The organism is Loktanella sp. SALINAS62 (genome assembly GCF_018263905.1).
Taxonomy (GTDB): domain Bacteria; phylum Pseudomonadota; class Alphaproteobacteria; order Rhodobacterales; family Rhodobacteraceae; genus Loktanella.
Map to the genome: position 1 here is coordinate 111,534 of NZ_JAAFZU010000012.1, position 15,461 is coordinate 126,994.

General features: G+C 61.6%; 12 protein-coding genes. 10 read left to right on the forward strand and 2 right to left on the reverse strand.

Annotated features, from left to right (window positions below):
• Positions 1–16: 16 nt before the first annotated feature.
• The 7 genes from mutL (at position 17) to GZH79_RS06110 (ending at position 7,630) form a co-directional block, all read left to right on the forward strand.
• Entirely contained in the window at positions 17–1,846 is a 1,830-nt protein-coding gene (gene mutL / locus GZH79_RS06080) for a DNA mismatch repair endonuclease MutL (protein ID WP_211642888.1), read from the forward strand.
• Positions 1,843–3,090: a DNA recombination protein RmuC gene (gene rmuC / locus GZH79_RS06085; RefSeq protein WP_349291168.1), complete on the forward strand. Its 1,248-nt coding sequence runs from the start codon at positions 1,843–1,845 to the stop codon at positions 3,088–3,090. The genes mutL and rmuC overlap by 4 nt, the downstream gene beginning before the upstream one ends.
• A 28-nt stretch (positions 3,091–3,118) precedes the next feature.
• Positions 3,119–3,508 carry a hypothetical protein gene (locus GZH79_RS06090; protein WP_211642889.1) on the forward strand — a complete coding sequence of 130 codons (390 nt, stop codon included), beginning with the start codon at positions 3,119–3,121 and terminating at the stop codon, positions 3,506–3,508.
• An 86-nt stretch (positions 3,509–3,594) separates the two neighbouring features.
• Positions 3,595–4,893 (forward strand): FAD-dependent oxidoreductase, encoded by a 1,299-nt coding sequence (locus GZH79_RS06095; RefSeq protein WP_211642890.1) that lies wholly within the window; start codon positions 3,595–3,597, stop codon positions 4,891–4,893.
• On the forward strand, positions 4,890–5,645 hold the full coding sequence (locus GZH79_RS06100; RefSeq protein WP_211642891.1) for a DUF1365 domain-containing protein: 756 nt from the start codon (positions 4,890–4,892) through the stop codon (positions 5,643–5,645). The genes GZH79_RS06095 and GZH79_RS06100 overlap by 4 nt, the downstream gene beginning before the upstream one ends.
• A complete protein-coding gene (locus tag GZH79_RS06105) occupies positions 5,642–6,871 on the forward strand; it encodes an MFS transporter (protein ID WP_211642892.1) in 1,230 nt (409 codons plus the stop codon). The genes GZH79_RS06100 and GZH79_RS06105 overlap by 4 nt, the downstream gene beginning before the upstream one ends.
• A 24-nt stretch (positions 6,872–6,895) precedes the next feature.
• Positions 6,896–7,630 carry an SDR family NAD(P)-dependent oxidoreductase gene (locus GZH79_RS06110; RefSeq protein WP_211642893.1) on the forward strand — a complete coding sequence of 245 codons (735 nt, stop codon included), beginning with the start codon at positions 6,896–6,898 and terminating at the stop codon, positions 7,628–7,630.
• Between the two features lie 6 nt (positions 7,631–7,636).
• On the opposite strand, the gene GZH79_RS06115 is transcribed toward GZH79_RS06110, so the two are convergent.
• On the reverse strand, positions 7,637–8,680 hold the full coding sequence (locus GZH79_RS06115; protein ID WP_211642894.1) for a saccharopine dehydrogenase: 1,044 nt from the start codon (positions 8,678–8,680) through the stop codon (positions 7,637–7,639).
• Between the two features lie 10 nt (positions 8,681–8,690).
• Positions 8,691–9,335 (reverse strand): histidine phosphatase family protein, encoded by a 645-nt coding sequence (locus tag GZH79_RS06120; protein WP_211642895.1) that lies wholly within the window; start codon positions 9,333–9,335, stop codon positions 8,691–8,693.
• Positions 9,336–9,471: 136 nt separating this feature from the next.
• Here GZH79_RS06120 and recQ point away from each other — a divergent pair, with 136 nt between their 5' ends.
• From recQ to fdhF, 3 genes are all read left to right on the forward strand, one after another.
• Positions 9,472–11,505, forward strand: coding sequence for a DNA helicase RecQ (recQ, locus tag GZH79_RS06125; RefSeq protein ID WP_211642896.1), 2,034 nt, complete (start codon positions 9,472–9,474; stop codon positions 11,503–11,505).
• Between the two features lie 83 nt (positions 11,506–11,588).
• Entirely contained in the window at positions 11,589–12,362 is a 774-nt protein-coding gene (gene yaaA, locus GZH79_RS06130; protein WP_211642897.1) for a peroxide stress protein YaaA, read from the forward strand.
• A 93-nt stretch (positions 12,363–12,455) separates the two neighbouring features.
• A complete protein-coding gene (fdhF, locus tag GZH79_RS06135) occupies positions 12,456–15,236 on the forward strand; it encodes a formate dehydrogenase subunit alpha (protein WP_211642898.1) in 2,781 nt (926 codons plus the stop codon).
• Positions 15,237–15,461: the final 225 nt, after the last annotated feature.

Below are 15,461 nucleotides of genomic sequence, written 5' to 3' on the forward strand. Positions count from 1 at the left end.
TGCTATCCCTAGTGGCATGACCGTCAGTGCACCCCAGATAAAGACCGGATCGGCCCCCGTCATTCGCCAACTTGACGAAGCGGCGGTAAATCGCATCGCTGCTGGCGAAGTGGTGGAACGCCCGGCGTCGGCGGTCAAGGAACTGATCGAAAACAGCATCGATGCGGGTGCCACACGGATCGACGTGACGATTGCCGACGGCGGCAAGACCCTGATCCGCGTGTCCGACGATGGCTGCGGCATGACCGCCGCCGATCTGCCGTTGGCGATGTCCCGTCACGCGACATCGAAAATCGACGGGACAGACTTGCTGAACATCCATTCGTTCGGTTTCCGTGGCGAAGCACTGCCGTCGCTTGGGGCGGTCGGCCGACTGACGATCACGTCGCGCTGTGGTGACAGCGCCGCCGTGATCCACGTGTCTGGCGGCCGGATTGACCCGGTGAAACCGGCAGGACATCCACGCGGGACGCAGGTTGAACTGGCCGATCTGTTCTATGCCACGCCCGCACGGCTGAAATTCCTGCGGTCTGACCGCGCCGAAACGCAGGCGATCACCGATGTCGTCAAACGGCTGGCGATGGCCGAACCGTTTGTCACATTTATCCTGCGCGATGCATCCGGCGGCGATGCGCGCACGCTTTTTCGCGCCGACGCAGAAAGCGGCGACATGTTCGACGCGTTGCACCGTCGGCTGCGGGTCGCCATTGGGCGTGACTTTGCGGACAACGCGCTGCGGCTGGATGCTGAACGCGACGGGTTTCATCTGACGGGTTACGCCGCCCTGCCGACCTATTCAAAAGGGGCTGCCGTCGCGCAATATCTATGCGTCAACGGTCGCCCGGTCCGCGACAAGATGCTGCTGGGTGCCTTGCGTGCCGCCTATATGGATGTGATGTCGCGCGACAGGCATCCGGTGGCATGTCTTTTCATCGACTGCGATCCGACCTTGGTTGACGTCAACGTCCACCCCGCGAAATCCGAAGTCCGTTTCCGCGATCCGGCGGTCGTGCGCGGGCTGATTGTCAGCGGTATACGTCACGCCCTCGCAGAAGCGGGGCATCGGTCTTCGACCACGGTCAGCACGGCGACATTGGGTGCGATGACGCCGATGCCGCAGACGGACAAAGCACGGGTTTATCAGATGGACCGCGTGCCGGGACGCTTTACCGCCCAGAATATGACGTTTCAGTCCGGTTTCGCGGATGCACCCGCCGCGCGGATCGATCCGGTTCAGGAAACAGACCAGGCGGTCGCAGACGAATCGCGCCCGCTGGGCGCGGCGCGGGCGCAGCTTCATGAAAACTATATCCTGTCGCAGACCGCCGACGGGCTTGTGATCGTTGACGCGCATGCCGCCCATGAACGGCTGGTCTATGAACGGCTGAAATCGCAGATGGCCGAAACGGGCGTAGCCGCGCAGGCCCTGCTGATCCCCGAGATCGTGGAACTGACCGCCAGCGAGGCAGACCTGCTGTTGTCGCAGGCCGACGCCCTGTCACAACTGGGGCTTGGGATCGAACCGTTTGGCGGCGGCGCTGTCGCGGTGCGTGAAACACCAGCAATACTTGGCACTGTGGATGCGCGCCGCCTGTTGCTTGATGTGCTGGACGAACTGTCGGACGGTGGCGACACCGCCCCGTTGAAAGCGCGGATCGACGCGATCCTGAGCCGCGTCGCCTGTCATGGATCGGTCCGCACCGGTCGCCGCATGTCAGCACCCGAAATGAACGCCCTGCTGCGCGACATGGAAGCGACGCCGCTTTCGGGCCAGTGCAACCACGGGCGTCCGACGTCTGTCACGCTGTCGATGACCGACATCGAACGGCTGTTCGGGCGCACGTGATCCAGATTGGCGACATGGCGATCACGCTGGATGATCCGCGTGTCTGGGCGGCGGCGCTAGCCCTGCTGCTGCTGATCGCGGTGTTCTGTCTGTTGATCGCCACCGTGCGCCGTGCAGGCCGGTCGGGGCAGGCTGTCGACGGGCTGGCGGGGCAGGTCGGGCAGCTGTCGGGTTTCATGCAAACCTTGGCCGAAAATCAGGCACGGCTGGGCGAAAACATCCGGACCGTCGCCGACAGTCAGGCAAATGGACAGGCCCGCGTGATCCAGACCATGGAACGCCGTCTGGCAGAGGTGAACGCGCAGGTGGCGGAACGGCTGTCGGACAATGCGTTAAAATCCGCGCGCAGCCTGTCCGATCTTCAGGAACGGCTAAAGGATACGCTGACTGGCAGTTCTGAAAAATCGACAAAGCAGTTGACCGAATTGCAAGAACGGCTGGCCACCATCGACCGTGCGCAAAGCAATATCGAAAAGCTGTCGGGCGATGTGCTGTCGTTGCAGGATATCCTGTCGAACAAGCAGACGCGCGGGGCATTCGGTGAAATCCAGCTGACCGATATCGTCGGCAAGGCGTTGCCGTCCGACAGCTATACGCTGCAGGCGACACTATCGAACGGCAAACGGGCCGACTGTCTGATCCATCTGCCCAATCCCCCCGGTCCCATCGTCATCGACGCCAAATTCCCGCTGGAAGCCTATGAAGAGCTGACCCGTGCCGACACACGCGCAGCACAGGATGTGGCGCTGAAACAACTGGGGGCCGCCGTGCGCGTCCACATCAAGGCGATTGCCGACAAATACATCATCGAAGGCGAAACCGCCGACGGTGCGATCCTGTTTTTGCCGTCAGAAGCGGTTTACGCCGAACTGCATGCACGCCTGCCTGCCGTCGTGCGCGACGGGTTCGATGCGCGCGTCTGGATCGTGTCACCGACCACCTGCATGGCGACACTTCATACGATGCGCGCGATACTCAAAGACGCGCGGATGCGCGAACAGACCGGTGCAATCCGCAAAAGCCTGAAACAATTGCACCGCGATGTGCAGTTGATCGGGGATCGTGCGGGTAAGCTGGAAACCCATCTGCGGCAAGCGGGCGATGATGTGTCCGGCATTCTGACCGCAGCGACACGGGCCGGAAAACGGGCCGACAGGCTGGACAACTTTGATTTCGAAGAAATCGCGCCGGACGTTCAACCGCCATTGCCCCTTGCGACCGGCGCACGTGATGGACAAGACTGACTGCAACCCGAACAAAGGACCTTGATACATGACATTTCGCCCGACGATCTTGGCCGTTCTGGCGCTTGCCGCCTGTTCCGACCCGATGAATCCCGATCCCCTGTCTGACGGCGTGCGCCAGACCGGCATCGCGTTTAATGAGGCGTTCCGCGACACGCCGCTGGACGACGGGCCGATCAGCATCATCGTGAATGACCCCGACCCGCTGCGGACGCTTCTGACCTATACGCTGTCCCCCTGCCGTAACGGGACAGAGGTATGTGGCGGGTCCGAAACCGGCCCTGTCGCACAGATCGCCGTGATGGACGGCCAGTATGTTGTGGCGAATGCCTATCCGGGGCTGACGTTCTACCTTGACCCGAACGGCGACGGCTTTTTGAAACGTGGAAACACGCTGACGCCGTTGGCGTGGGACTGAACTGCGACGATTTTACCATGCCGGTTCTGCAACCGAATTGCGTTAGGAACCGTGGCTAGATCATCGTAGACCTGACCGGAGACACAATGCCCAAAGACATCCCGACCTTCGGGTCCCGCAAGGTCGCAGTGATCGGTGCCGGAATTTCCGGCATGGGGGCGGCCTATGCGCTGGCCGCCGACCACGATGTGACCTTGTTCGAAGCAGAGCCGCGATTGGGCGGCCACGCCCGCACCCGTCTGGCCGGACCCGATCATGATACCCCCGTCGACACCGGGTTTATCGTGTTCAATCATGCGAACTATCCCCATCTTGTCCGGCTGTTCGCTGATCTGGATGTGCAGACCGTGCCCAGCAACATGAGCTTTGGCGCATCATTCGATGGCGGACGGCTGGAATATGCGCTGCATTCACTCGATGCGCTGTTCGCACAGCGCCGTAATACTGCGAACCCGCGCTTTTTGCGCATGGTGCGCGATATTCTGCATTTCAACAAACACGGGCTGGCCGCAGCGCAGGACACGAAACTGACCGTGGGCGAGCTGATGGCGAAACTGGGTCTGTCGAATTATTTCCGCGACCATTACCTGACGCCGTTTTCCGGCGCGATCTGGTCAACGCCCAAGGAAAAGATAAACGATTTCCCTGCCCATGCCCTGCTGCAGTTCTTTGAAAATCACGCACTGCTGAACACCAACGGCCAGCACCAGTGGTTCACCGTCGCTGGCGGCAGTAAGCAATACGTTGACAAATTACACGCCGCGATGACCCTGCGCGGTGTCAATATCCGTCTGGCCAGCCCCGTGCAGGGCGTGCAGCGCACCGTGACCGGTGCGCAGGTCCGCAGCACCGGGACGGAATGGGAAGATTTCGATGACGTCATCTTTGCCACGCATTCCGACGACACGCTGGCGCTGCTGGCGGATGCCTCTGGTCCTGAACGCAAGGTGCTGGGCGCCGTGCGCTATCAGGGCAACCGCGTCGTGCTGCATTCCGATACGTCGATCATGCCAAAGCGGCGCAAGGTCTGGGCGTCATGGGTCTATACCGAAGATGCGGCCAAACGGTCCGATCAGATCGACCTGACCTACTGGATGAATTCGCTGCAACCCTGGCTGACCGGCCCGGATTACATGGTCACGCTGAACACCACCCGCACCATCCGCGAAGACCTGATCTGGGACGAAACGAACCTGCGGCATCCCGTTTACGACACCGCGGCCCTTGCCGCACAGAAACAGGCGGTCGCGATGAACGGGACGCGGAACACGTGGTTCTGCGGCGCATGGATGCGCAACGGTTTCCACGAAGACGGGCTTGCCAGTGCGATGGACGTGGTCACCGGGCTGAACGCCGCCCGGCCCACGACCCTTGCGGCGGAATGACAGGCATCGAACATATCGCGGGGCAGACCTTTCACGGGCGCAAGGGGGCGGTCAAAAACGCCTTTCGCTATTCCATCGACTACGTGTTGTGCGATGCAGAGGCGGCCTCGCGCGGTCCGGCCTTGTTCGGGCGAAACCGTGCTGGTCTGATGTCGCTGTGGGATACCGACCATGGCGGACAGCCAAAGGTCGGGACCGGCACGCAATGGGTGCGGCAGGTCTTGGCGCAAACGCCGTTGGACGACGTGGGCCGTATCGACCTGCTGGCGCAACCACGCGTGCTGGGTCATGTCTTTAATCCCGTGTCGTTCTGGCTGTGCCATGATGGGGGCGGTGTTCTGCGCGTGATCATAGCAGAGGTCGGCAACACCTTTGGCGACCGGCATTCCTATCTGTGTCACCACGACGATCTGTCACCGATCACAGGCGAAACGACGCTGTCGTCGCGCAAGGTGTTCCACGTTTCGCCGTTCCAGCCCATCGCGGGGGATTACACGTTCCGGTTTGATATCACGCCGGATGCGGTCGATATCCGCATCGACTATGGCCGCGATGCGGGCGGGTTGATCGCCACGCTGTCGGGACCGCGCGCCCCGCTGACCAACCGCCGTATCCTGTGGTCGCTTGTCCGGCGGCCCTTTGGTTCGCGGCGGGTGCTGGCACTGATCCACTGGCAAGCGGTCAAGCTGTGGATCAAGCGCGCAACCTTTCGTCGGTGGACCCCACCGCCCAAGGATGAGGTCAGTCGGTGAACCGACTTCCGGCCTTTGCGCTGTTTGCCGCAGTCATCAATGCGGCAGGGCTGCCGATCTATATTTATGCCCCGAAATATTATGCAGACACCTATGGCGTCAGCCTGACGGCGCTGGGCGCCCTGTTGGCTGCCCTGCGGTTGTTCGACGTGGTGCAGGACCCGCTGCTGGGCTGGATCAGCGAACGGCTGGACCGGGCCAAGGCGTGGGCAGTGACAGGTGGCGCCGTGGTACTGGCGTTGTCGATGCTGGGGCTGTTTGCGGTCGCGCCCCCCATCGCGCCGCTGTGGTGGTTTGGCATAACGATCACGGCACTGTTCAGCGCGTTCAGCTTTCTGACGATCAATTTCTACGCCCAAGGTATCGCCAAGGCCGGTGCCGGCGACGATGGACACGTGCGTCTTGCGGCGTGGCGCGAAACCGGCGCACTGCTGGGAATTTGCGTGGCGGCCATCGCGCCGACGTTGCTGATGGGGCAGGTTTCGTCGCCCTTTGCCGTCTTTGCGCTGGGCTTTGCTGCCATGACCGGGATCGCTGCCCTGTTGATGTGGCCAGAATGGAAAGGCCGCACACAGGCGCAGCCGACCCCGATCCGCACCATTTTGGCCGATGCGATCACCCGCCGTCTGCTGGTGCTGGCGTTGGTCAACGCCACACCGTTGGCGGTGTCGTCCACCCTGTTCTTGTTCTACGTTGACAGCCGCCTGCAAGCGCCGGGCTGGGAAGGCCCGCTGCTGGTTCTGTTCTTTCTTGCGGCAGCACTGTCATCGCCACTGTGGTCCGCTGTCGCGCGCCGATTTGGTGCGAAACGCACGCTGCTGGTGGCGATGGTGCTGGCGGTGCTGTCGTTCGGTTACACACTGACGCTGGGCGCTGGCGATCAGGTGGCGTTTGCCGTGGTCTGCGTGTTGTCGGGTGCGACCATCGGTGCGGATCTGACGCTGCTACCGGCCATGTTTGCACGCCGCATGGCCCGGGTGTCGCCTAACGGTGGGCAGGGGTTCGGACTCTGGAGCCTTGTGAACAAACTGACGCTGGCCTTTGCCGCAGCGGTGCTTTTGCCGCTGCTGGAACAGGCGGGGTTCCGGTCCGGTGCCGACAATCCGGCGCAGGCGCTTGATCTGCTGACATGGCTTTACGCCGGTGTGCCGTGCGGGTTGAAATTACTGGCAATCGTGCTTTTGACGCGGCTCTCGCTTGAGGAGCCGGCACGCGACCCTATCTGACGGTAATCACATAGGAGAACGGGCATGAGCGACTGGCAAGGCAAACGGTATTGGTTGATCGGTGCATCCGAAGGGTTGGGCCGTGCGCTTGCACACCAATTGTCCAAGGTCGGGGCCGAAGTGATCGTCTCTGCCCGCAGTGAAGACCGGTTGAAAGCGCTTGTCGACGAACTGCCGGGCAAGGCCAGTTTTCAGACCGTCGATGTGTCCGATATCGCGTCTGTCAAAGATGCCTATGCCGCTGTCGGTAAGATCGACGGCATGGTCTATCTGGCCGGTGCCTATTGGCCGATGCCCGCAACCGAATGGGATCAGGACAAGGCCGACACGATGGCGGTTGTAAACTATCTGGGCGCGCAACGCTGTGTCGGGGCCGTCATTGGTGACATGGTCGCGCGGGACGGTGGGCACATCTTGCTAACGTCGTCGCTGACTGCCTATCGCGGGCTGCCGGGGTCCATCGGTTATACCGCGTCCAAGGCCGCGATCCTGTCGCTGGCGGAATGTCTATACGCCGACTTGCGTAAAACGGGCGTCAAGGTGCAGGTCGCAAACCCCGGTTTCATCAAGACGCGTTTGACCGACAAGAACGATTTCAACATGCCGCAGATCATGGAACCCGAAGACGCCGCACGCGAAATGTTCGAATTGATGGACAGCGACAATTTCAAAAAGACGTTTCCCCGTGCGCTGGGGTCGCTGTTCCGTGTGGGTCAATTCCTGCCGGACGCGCTGTATTACCGGATTTTCGGACGCTGACCGCGATTACGTGATTGCGCGGTCGAACATGGCGCGGGCGCGCAACCAGACATCGCCATCGGGCAGCGTCAGCAGATGCGGCAAAAGCTGATCGGCAAAATCCTGACTGCTTTCCAGCGGCATCAGTGATGGCAGGTTGTCGATCGCCGTCACGTCCAGCGGTGGCGCCGCGTGGACGCGAAACGCAGGTGTGTCCCAGCTTGTGACGCGGTCATAGACCTTGATCGGGGAAAAATCGCTGTCTGGATCGCAGGCAATATCCCCGACGACTGACAGACGCCTGTCTGCGGATTTCGCGCTGGCGGGGACGAACACGGGCGTTCCGGGCCGGGCAAGGATGCAGTTCAGGAACAGCTCATGCGCCATGATTTCCGGGAATGGTCCGCCATGGGCGGTTTCGTCCACGTCCCATAGGGTGGTGGCGACGCCCATTTCGCGGCACAGATCGGCGGCCCCGGTGCCGACGCGGCCCTTGGCCCCGATGATCAGCGCGGTCGGGCGCTGGGTGCCCAATTGCACCAGATCAGCCTGCAAATCCGCCAGCAGATGCGCTGCTGACGGCACTGCGCGCACGGGTCCGGCGATGCCGCCACGCTGCTGCGCGATCCAGCATATCAGGGACACGGCGGCCCCCGCGTAGCCAGCCCAATAGCCGAATGCCGCGACCCGGCGGCCCTGTTCGTCGGTCAGATATTCCAGATCCAGCAAGCTCCCGCCGCCCGCATGGAACCGGTCCAGCAGGCGCCGCCCGTCGGGTTGCCCTTTGTAGGCGTGACCGAACATGATGTGCCGGTGTCGCAGCGGCGTGCGGTCGTCCGCCAATTCCTTCAGCCCGAAAACAATCGCATCTTCGGGCGCATTGACCCAGCTTTCAGCGGGCGCGATGGCCGCCCCGGTGCGGGCATAATCCGCAATCGGGACGCTGCGCTGCGCCGACTCCTCGACCGTGACGGCAAAGCCCGCTTTTAGCAGGGCGGTCACGCCTTCTGGCATGATGCCGACGCGCTGTTCATGTGCGCGTTGTTCGGCCCTGACCCAAAGATGCGTCATATCCGGCCTTTCAGTAAAACGTCTTGCGGTCGGCGCGATCAGCCGAATCCAGATGCGGTGTGCCGTTGAAGCTGACCAGCAGCGGCCCGTGATCGGTCACGTGGATACGATGGACCGAAGTGTTGAAAATCGGCAGCGCCACCCGCGCCATCTGCGGAATATCCAGACCCAGAATATCGGAAATCGCCTGTGCGATGATCCCGCCGGAACTGACGCACAGCACCCGTTTACCCGGCTGTGCGGCCATTGCCATGACATCGCGCACCCGGTCGGTAAACGCGGCATAGCTTTCGGCCCCGCCGATTTCACCCTGCCGCCATGCGGTCAGGGTAGCAGGAAAGTGGGTGACGAAATCGGTTGGATCATGCGCACCGCTGCCATGCACGCGGGTCATTTCATCGCTCAGGTCGTAATAGGCGATTTCGTTCAGGCGCGCGTCGCGGTCGGCGTCGGGATAGCCAAGGTTCGTCAGCGTTTCGCGCTGACGGCGCAGGGTGCCGGATAAAACCACGTCATAGGCCCGGTCGTGCGCGCGCATCCATTCGCCCAGCCACTGGGCCTGACGGTGCCCCAGTTCGGACAGGCGGTCATACTCTGCCTCTGTCGTTGCTGCGGAATTGGCCTGCCCGTGACGGACCAGCGTGATTTCGCCCATGATGGTCTCCCTTTTTATCCGCACCGGGGTAGTCGGGTGCGCTGGAATTGGCAACGCCACGGTGCGCCGGGGGACGCTTGTTTACAGATTCTTCATGTGGGATGAGACATCACGCAGGCAAAGATGGGAACCACGCATGGAAGCGGCGCAAATTTTGCGGGATGTTTTTGGCTTTGACGGTTTTCGTCCGGGCCAAGAAGAAATCGTGGACGCGGTCGCGGCGGGTCGCAACACGCTGGCGATCATGCCCACGGGGGGCGGCAAATCGCTGTGTTTCCAGCTGCCCGCGCTGGTCCGGGGTGGTGTGACGGTGGTGATTTCGCCGCTGATTGCCCTGATGCGCGATCAGGTGCGTGGATTGCGCGAAGCTGGGGTTGCCGCCGGTGCACTGACATCGGGCAACACGGACGCGGAAACCGATGCGGTCTGGGCCGGGCTGACCGATGGCACGCTGAAACTGCTTTATATGGCGCCCGAACGGCTGGCGTCGTTCGGCACCCAGCGGATGCTGCAAGAGGCCGGGGTCAGCCTGATCGCCGTGGACGAAGCGCATTGCGTCAGCCAGTGGGGCCACGATTTTCGCCCCGATTACCTGCGGATCGGTGAATTGCGCCGTGCGCTGGACGTGCCGCTGGCCGCGTTCACTGCAACGGCGGATGCCGAAACGCAGGCCGAGATCGTGCAAAAGCTGTTCGACGGCGTGCAGCCGGATACGTTCCTGCGCGGGTTCGATCGTCCGAACATCCATCTCGCCTTTGCGGTCAAAGACAGTCCGCGTGCGCAGATCATGGGATTTGCAGCCGCGCGCAAGGGGCAATCCGGCATCGTCTATTGCGGCACACGGGCCAAGACAGAAACGCTGGCACAGGCGCTGTCGCAGGCCGGACATTCCGCCTGCGCCTATCACGGCGGCATGGAAGCAGAGCCGCGGCGCGACATCGAACGCCGTTTCCAGCAAGAGGACGGGTTGATCGTCTGCGCGACCATCGCGTTTGGCATGGGGATCGACAAACCCGATATCCGCTGGGTCGCCCATGCCGATCTGCCGAAATCCATCGAAAACTATTATCAGGAAATTGGCCGTGCCGGCCGCGATGGTGCACCTGCCGAAACCCTGACGCTTTACGGTGCCGAGGACGTGCGGTTTCGCCGCCAGCAAATCGACGAAGGACTCGCACCGCCCGAACGGCGGACTGCCGATCATGGGCGGCTGAACGCGCTGCTTGGTCTGGCAGAGGCACAGGCCTGCCGTCGTCAGAATTTGCTGCGCTACTTTGGTGAAGATCCCGCGCCCTGCGGCAACTGCGATCTGTGCAATACCCCGCCGGAAACGTTCGACGCGACGACCCCGGTGCGGATGGCGTTGTCGGCGGCGCTGCGCACGGTTGAATCCTTTGGCGCGGGGCATCTGATCGACATCGTCATGGGGGCCGATACCGCCAAGATCCGTGAACGCGGCCACGACAAATTGCCGACCTTTGGCGTTGGCAAATCGTTTTCAAAACGGCAATGGCAGGCGATTTTTCGGCAGATGATGGGGCTGGACCTGTTCCGCCCCGATGCTGCCCGTCACGGCGCGCTGCGGATGACCGATGCGGCCCTGCCGATCCTGCGCGGAGAAGCGTCGCTGACCCTGCGCAAGGATACCGTGCAATCCGCGAAATTCAGTCCCGCCGTCCGCCAGATGGTCAGCGAAGACGACGCGCCGCTTCTGTCGGCGCTCAAAGCCAAACGGCGCGCATTGGCCGAAGCGGCAGGCGGCCCGGCCTATATCATCTTTAACGACAAGACCCTGATCGAGATGGCGGAAACGAAACCGCAGACAATGGACCAGATGGCCCGGATTGGCGGCGTCGGCGCCACGAAACTGGAAAAATACGGACGCGCTTTTCTGGAAGTGATCGCAGGCGCGGTGGAAGAGATTCATCCCGCCCGCATGAAGCTGGCAGGTCGGCTAGAAGGCGAAACCTATGACCGGCTGATGGCAGCACAGGCCGATCTGGCGCGGGGACCGGGCGGCACGGATAAACCGATGTCCTGTTCCGCAAGCCAATTGGCAAAGGTTGCGCGCCTGCGCAACGCTGACGAACAAGCCGTGGCGCGCATCATTGGCGACCGTCATTCCGAACGGTTTGCCGATGCCTTTCTGATGATCCTGAACGATGGATAACACGCACCCGACCTGCGGCGTCGCGGCGGGTGGCGCACGTCAGGCAGCGTGCTACAAATGCATCAAGACTGACCGGAGGCCCCATGCTTGTCACCATTTCGCCCGCTAAATCCCTGAACCTCGACCCTGTGGGTGTTACGCCCACGGAACCCGCATTTCAGGCTGATGCGGTGCGTTTGGCGAAAACCATGCGCGGCCAGACCTTGGGCGATCTCAAAAAACTGATGTCGATTTCCGACGATCTGGCGCGGCTGAACCGCGACCGGTTCAAGTCGTTTTCAGATGAACCCGCCCCGGATGCGGTAAAGCCCGCCGCATTGGCATTTGACGGCGATACCTATCAGGGGTTGGAAGCCCGGACACTGTCAGACGATGATTTGGCGTTTGCGCAGGACCGGCTTTGCATTCTGTCGGGGCTTTACGGCATCCTGCGTCCGCTGGATGCGATCCAGCCTTACCGTCTGGAAATGGGCAGCCGTCTGAAAACCCGGCGTGGCGCGTCGCTTTATGACTACTGGGGCGACACGCTGGCCCACGCGCTGAACGCGCAGGCTGCGGCCCAAGGGGCGGACACGCTGCTGAATTGCGCCAGTCAGGAATACTTTGCCGCCGCCGACCGGCCTGCGTTGAAACTGCGGATTGTCACCCCCCGCTTTCTGGAAGTGAAGGACGGTCGCGCGCGCATCGTCAGCTTTTTCGCCAAACGTGCACGCGGGGCGCTGGCGCGGTTCGTGATCGAAAACCGGATCACCGATGTCGACGGGGTCAAGGATTTCGTGGCGGGCGGCTATGCCTTTGATCCTGACCAGTCTGACGGCGACACCTGGGCCTTTGTCCGGCCCTATCCGGAAACCTGAAAGCGTCGTAAACAAAGCGGTCACAGCCGCTTTGGTCGGGTGACGCAGCACCGGAACGGCGCTATGTCTGTGCCAAGTCCGAAGGAGCGCGCCATGACCGATACGATCAGCTTTACCCTTGACGGCAAGTCTGTGCAGGCACAGCCCGGCCAGACCATATGGGAAGTCGCAAACGGTCAGGGGCTGGTCATTCCGCACCTGTGTTTCAAAGACGCCGCCAGCTATCGCCCCGATGGCAACTGTCGCGTCTGCATGGTCGCCGTCGAAGGCGAACGCAATCTGGTGGCGTCCTGCCTGCGGACCCCGACCGACGGGATGGTGGTGACCACAGACCAGCCCCGCGAACGGCAGGCCCGCAAGATGGTGATGGAACTGCTGGTGGCGGATCATCCCGATCACGACCGCGCACACGATAAATCCAGCCATATGCGCGACATGGCTGATCTGACCGGTGTGACCACATCGCGTTTTCCGGCAAAACGCCCCGATCACGTGCCGCTGCTGGACGACAGCCATGTCGCGATGCGCGTGAATTTGGACGCCTGCATCCAGTGCAATCTGTGCGTCCGCGCCTGCCGCGAAGTGCAGGTCAACGACGTGATCGGCATGGCCCACCGGGGGCATGACGCCTATCCGGTGTTCGACATGGCCGACCCGATGGGTGCATCGACCTGTGTGGCTTGTGGCGAATGCGTGCAGGCCTGCCCGACCGGCGCCCTGATGGAAGCCAGCGTGCTGGACGCCGACCAGATCGGTGACAGCAAGGATTTTGACGAAGAGGTCGCCAGCGTCTGCCCGTTCTGCGGTGTCGGCTGCCAGATCAGCCTGAAGGTCAAGGACGGCAAGATCAAATATGTGGATGGGCTGGACGGCCCTGCCAATGAAAACCGGCTGTGCGTCAAGGGGCGGTTCGGGTTCGATTACATCGATCACCCGCACCGTCTGACCAAACCGCTGATCCGGCGCGACGATGCCCCCGCAAAGGGGCTGAACGTCGATCCCGGCAACTACCTTGACGTGTTCCGCGAAGTGACCTGGGACGAAGCGATGACCCGCGCTGCCAAGGGGCTGACCGACCTGCGTGATACCGTGGGTGGCGAGTCCGTCGCCGGGTTCGGGTCCGCCAAATGCACCAACGAAGAAGCGTATCTGTTCCAGAAGCTGATCCGCGAAGGGTTCGGCCATAACAACGTCGATCACTGTACGCGTCTGTGCCACGCGTCCTCTGTTGCGGCGCTGATGGAAAACGTTGGCTCAGGCGCCGTTACGGCGACATTCAACGAAATCGAAAACGCCGATGTGGCAATCGTGATCGGGGCCAATCCGATTGAAAACCACCCTGTCGCCGCGACCTATTTCAAGCAATTTGCCAAACGCGGCGGCAAGCTGATCGTCATGGATCCGCGCGGTCAGGCGCTGAAACGGCATGCGTCGCACATGCTGCAATTCAAGCCGGGCACAGATGTCGCCATGCTGAACGCGATCTGCAACGTGATCGTCGAAGAACAGCTGTTCGATCAACAATACATCGAAGGCTATACTGAAAACTGGGATATCGAGCGTGAACACCTGCGCCGTTTCACCCCTGAAAAGATGGCTGACGTCTGCGGGATCGACGCCGACATGCTGCGCGACGTGGCCCGCACCTTTGCCGGTGCGCAGTCCGCGATGATCTTTTGGGGGATGGGGGTCAGCCAGCACACCTATGGCACCGACAATTCGCGCTGCCTGATCTCTTTGGCGCTGATGACGGGGCAGATCGGGCGTCCGGGCACAGGGCTGCATCCGCTGCGCGGTCAGAACAACGTGCAGGGTGCATCCGATGCAGGGTTGGTGCCGATGTATCTGCCAGACTACCAATCCGTCACCGAAGCAGAGATCCGCCGCAATTTCCAACACGTCTGGGGCAGCGATAATCTCAACCCCCAGCGCGGTCTGACCGTGACCGAAATTCTGGACGCCGTGCATCACGGCAAGATCAAGGGCATGTTCATTCAGGGCGAAAACCCCGCCATGTCTGACCCGGATCTGGATCATGCCCGCGATGCGCTGGCAAAATTGCAGCATCTGGTCGTGCAGGATATCTTTTTGACTGAAACCGCGAATTTTGCCGACGTGATCCTGCCCGCGTCAGCCTTTGCCGAAAAGACCGGGACGGTGACCAACACCAATCGTCAGGTGCAAATGGGCCGTCCTGCTGTCCCACCGCCGGGTGATGCCCGCGAAGACTGGGCGATCTTGATTGATCTGGGCCGTCGCATCGGGCTGAACTGGACCTACGCACATCCGCGTGACGTGTTCGCGGAAATGACGCGTGTCATGGGTTCACTGCAGAACATCACATGGGAGAGGCTGGAGCGTGAAGCGGTGACCTATCCCGTCCACGGTCCCGACCAACCCGGAGAGCCGATCATGTTTGCCGATGGTTTCCCCCGCAGTAACGGTCGGGCGAAATTCACCCCGGCAGAAGTGATCGCCCCTGACGAGACGCCCGACGCCGCATATCCGATGGTTTTGACCACCGGTCGGCAGCTGGAACATTGGCACACCGGGTCAATGACCCGCCGGGCCACGGTGCTGGACGCCGTGGAACCGCAGGCGAATTGTTCGATTCATCCCCATACCCTGCGCGACATGGGCGTGGCCCCCGGCGGGCAGGTCAGGCTGACGACCCGCCGCGGCAGCGTCACCCTGATGGCGCGGGCCGACCGTTCCGTCGCTCACGATATGGTGTTCCTGCCCTTTGCCTATGTTGAAGCGGCTGCAAATATCCTGACGAATCCGGCAATTGACCCCGTCGGCAAGATTCCGGAATTCAAATATGCTGCTGTGCGAGTTGAAAAAGCACCAGAGGATATATTCGTGGCGGAATAGCAGTTGCGTTGGTTCCATCACAAAACAGTAATCAGGCCATTTTTTTCAGACACATGGGCGTGATAATTTCAAGTAACTGAAATTGTTTAACTAAATTTATAGCTTCGGAGTCTGTGTCGCGATTCTGCTACAGTTTAACTACTGGACCTTTGAATCATGGCGCAAGCTATCGAACTTTTCCCGGTCATGGGCATTTAACCCCCACACCGCACAGTGCGGAGACTA

What these genes read in the sequence shown, in the direction of transcription:
- GZH79_RS06120 (WP_211642895.1), bottom strand. Translation starts at nt 9,335, where the DNA reads ATGGGCGAAATCACGCTGGTCCGTCACGGGCAGGCCAATTCCGCAGCA.
- mutL (WP_211642888.1), top strand. Translation starts at nt 17, where the DNA reads ATGACCGTCAGTGCACCCCAGATAAAGACCGGATCGGCCCCCGTCATT.
- GZH79_RS06095 (WP_211642890.1), top strand. Translation starts at nt 3,595, where the DNA reads ATGCCCAAAGACATCCCGACCTTCGGGTCCCGCAAGGTCGCAGTGATC.
- GZH79_RS06100 (WP_211642891.1), top strand. Translation starts at nt 4,890, where the DNA reads ATGACAGGCATCGAACATATCGCGGGGCAGACCTTTCACGGGCGCAAG.
- GZH79_RS06090 (WP_211642889.1), top strand. Translation starts at nt 3,119, where the DNA reads ATGACATTTCGCCCGACGATCTTGGCCGTTCTGGCGCTTGCCGCCTGT.
- yaaA (WP_211642897.1), top strand. Translation starts at nt 11,589, where the DNA reads ATGCTTGTCACCATTTCGCCCGCTAAATCCCTGAACCTCGACCCTGTG.
- recQ (WP_211642896.1), top strand. Translation starts at nt 9,472, where the DNA reads ATGGAAGCGGCGCAAATTTTGCGGGATGTTTTTGGCTTTGACGGTTTT.
- fdhF (WP_211642898.1), top strand. Translation starts at nt 12,456, where the DNA reads ATGACCGATACGATCAGCTTTACCCTTGACGGCAAGTCTGTGCAGGCA.
- GZH79_RS06115 (WP_211642894.1), bottom strand. Translation starts at nt 8,680, where the DNA reads ATGACGCATCTTTGGGTCAGGGCCGAACAACGCGCACATGAACAGCGC.
- GZH79_RS06110 (WP_211642893.1), top strand. Translation starts at nt 6,896, where the DNA reads ATGAGCGACTGGCAAGGCAAACGGTATTGGTTGATCGGTGCATCCGAA.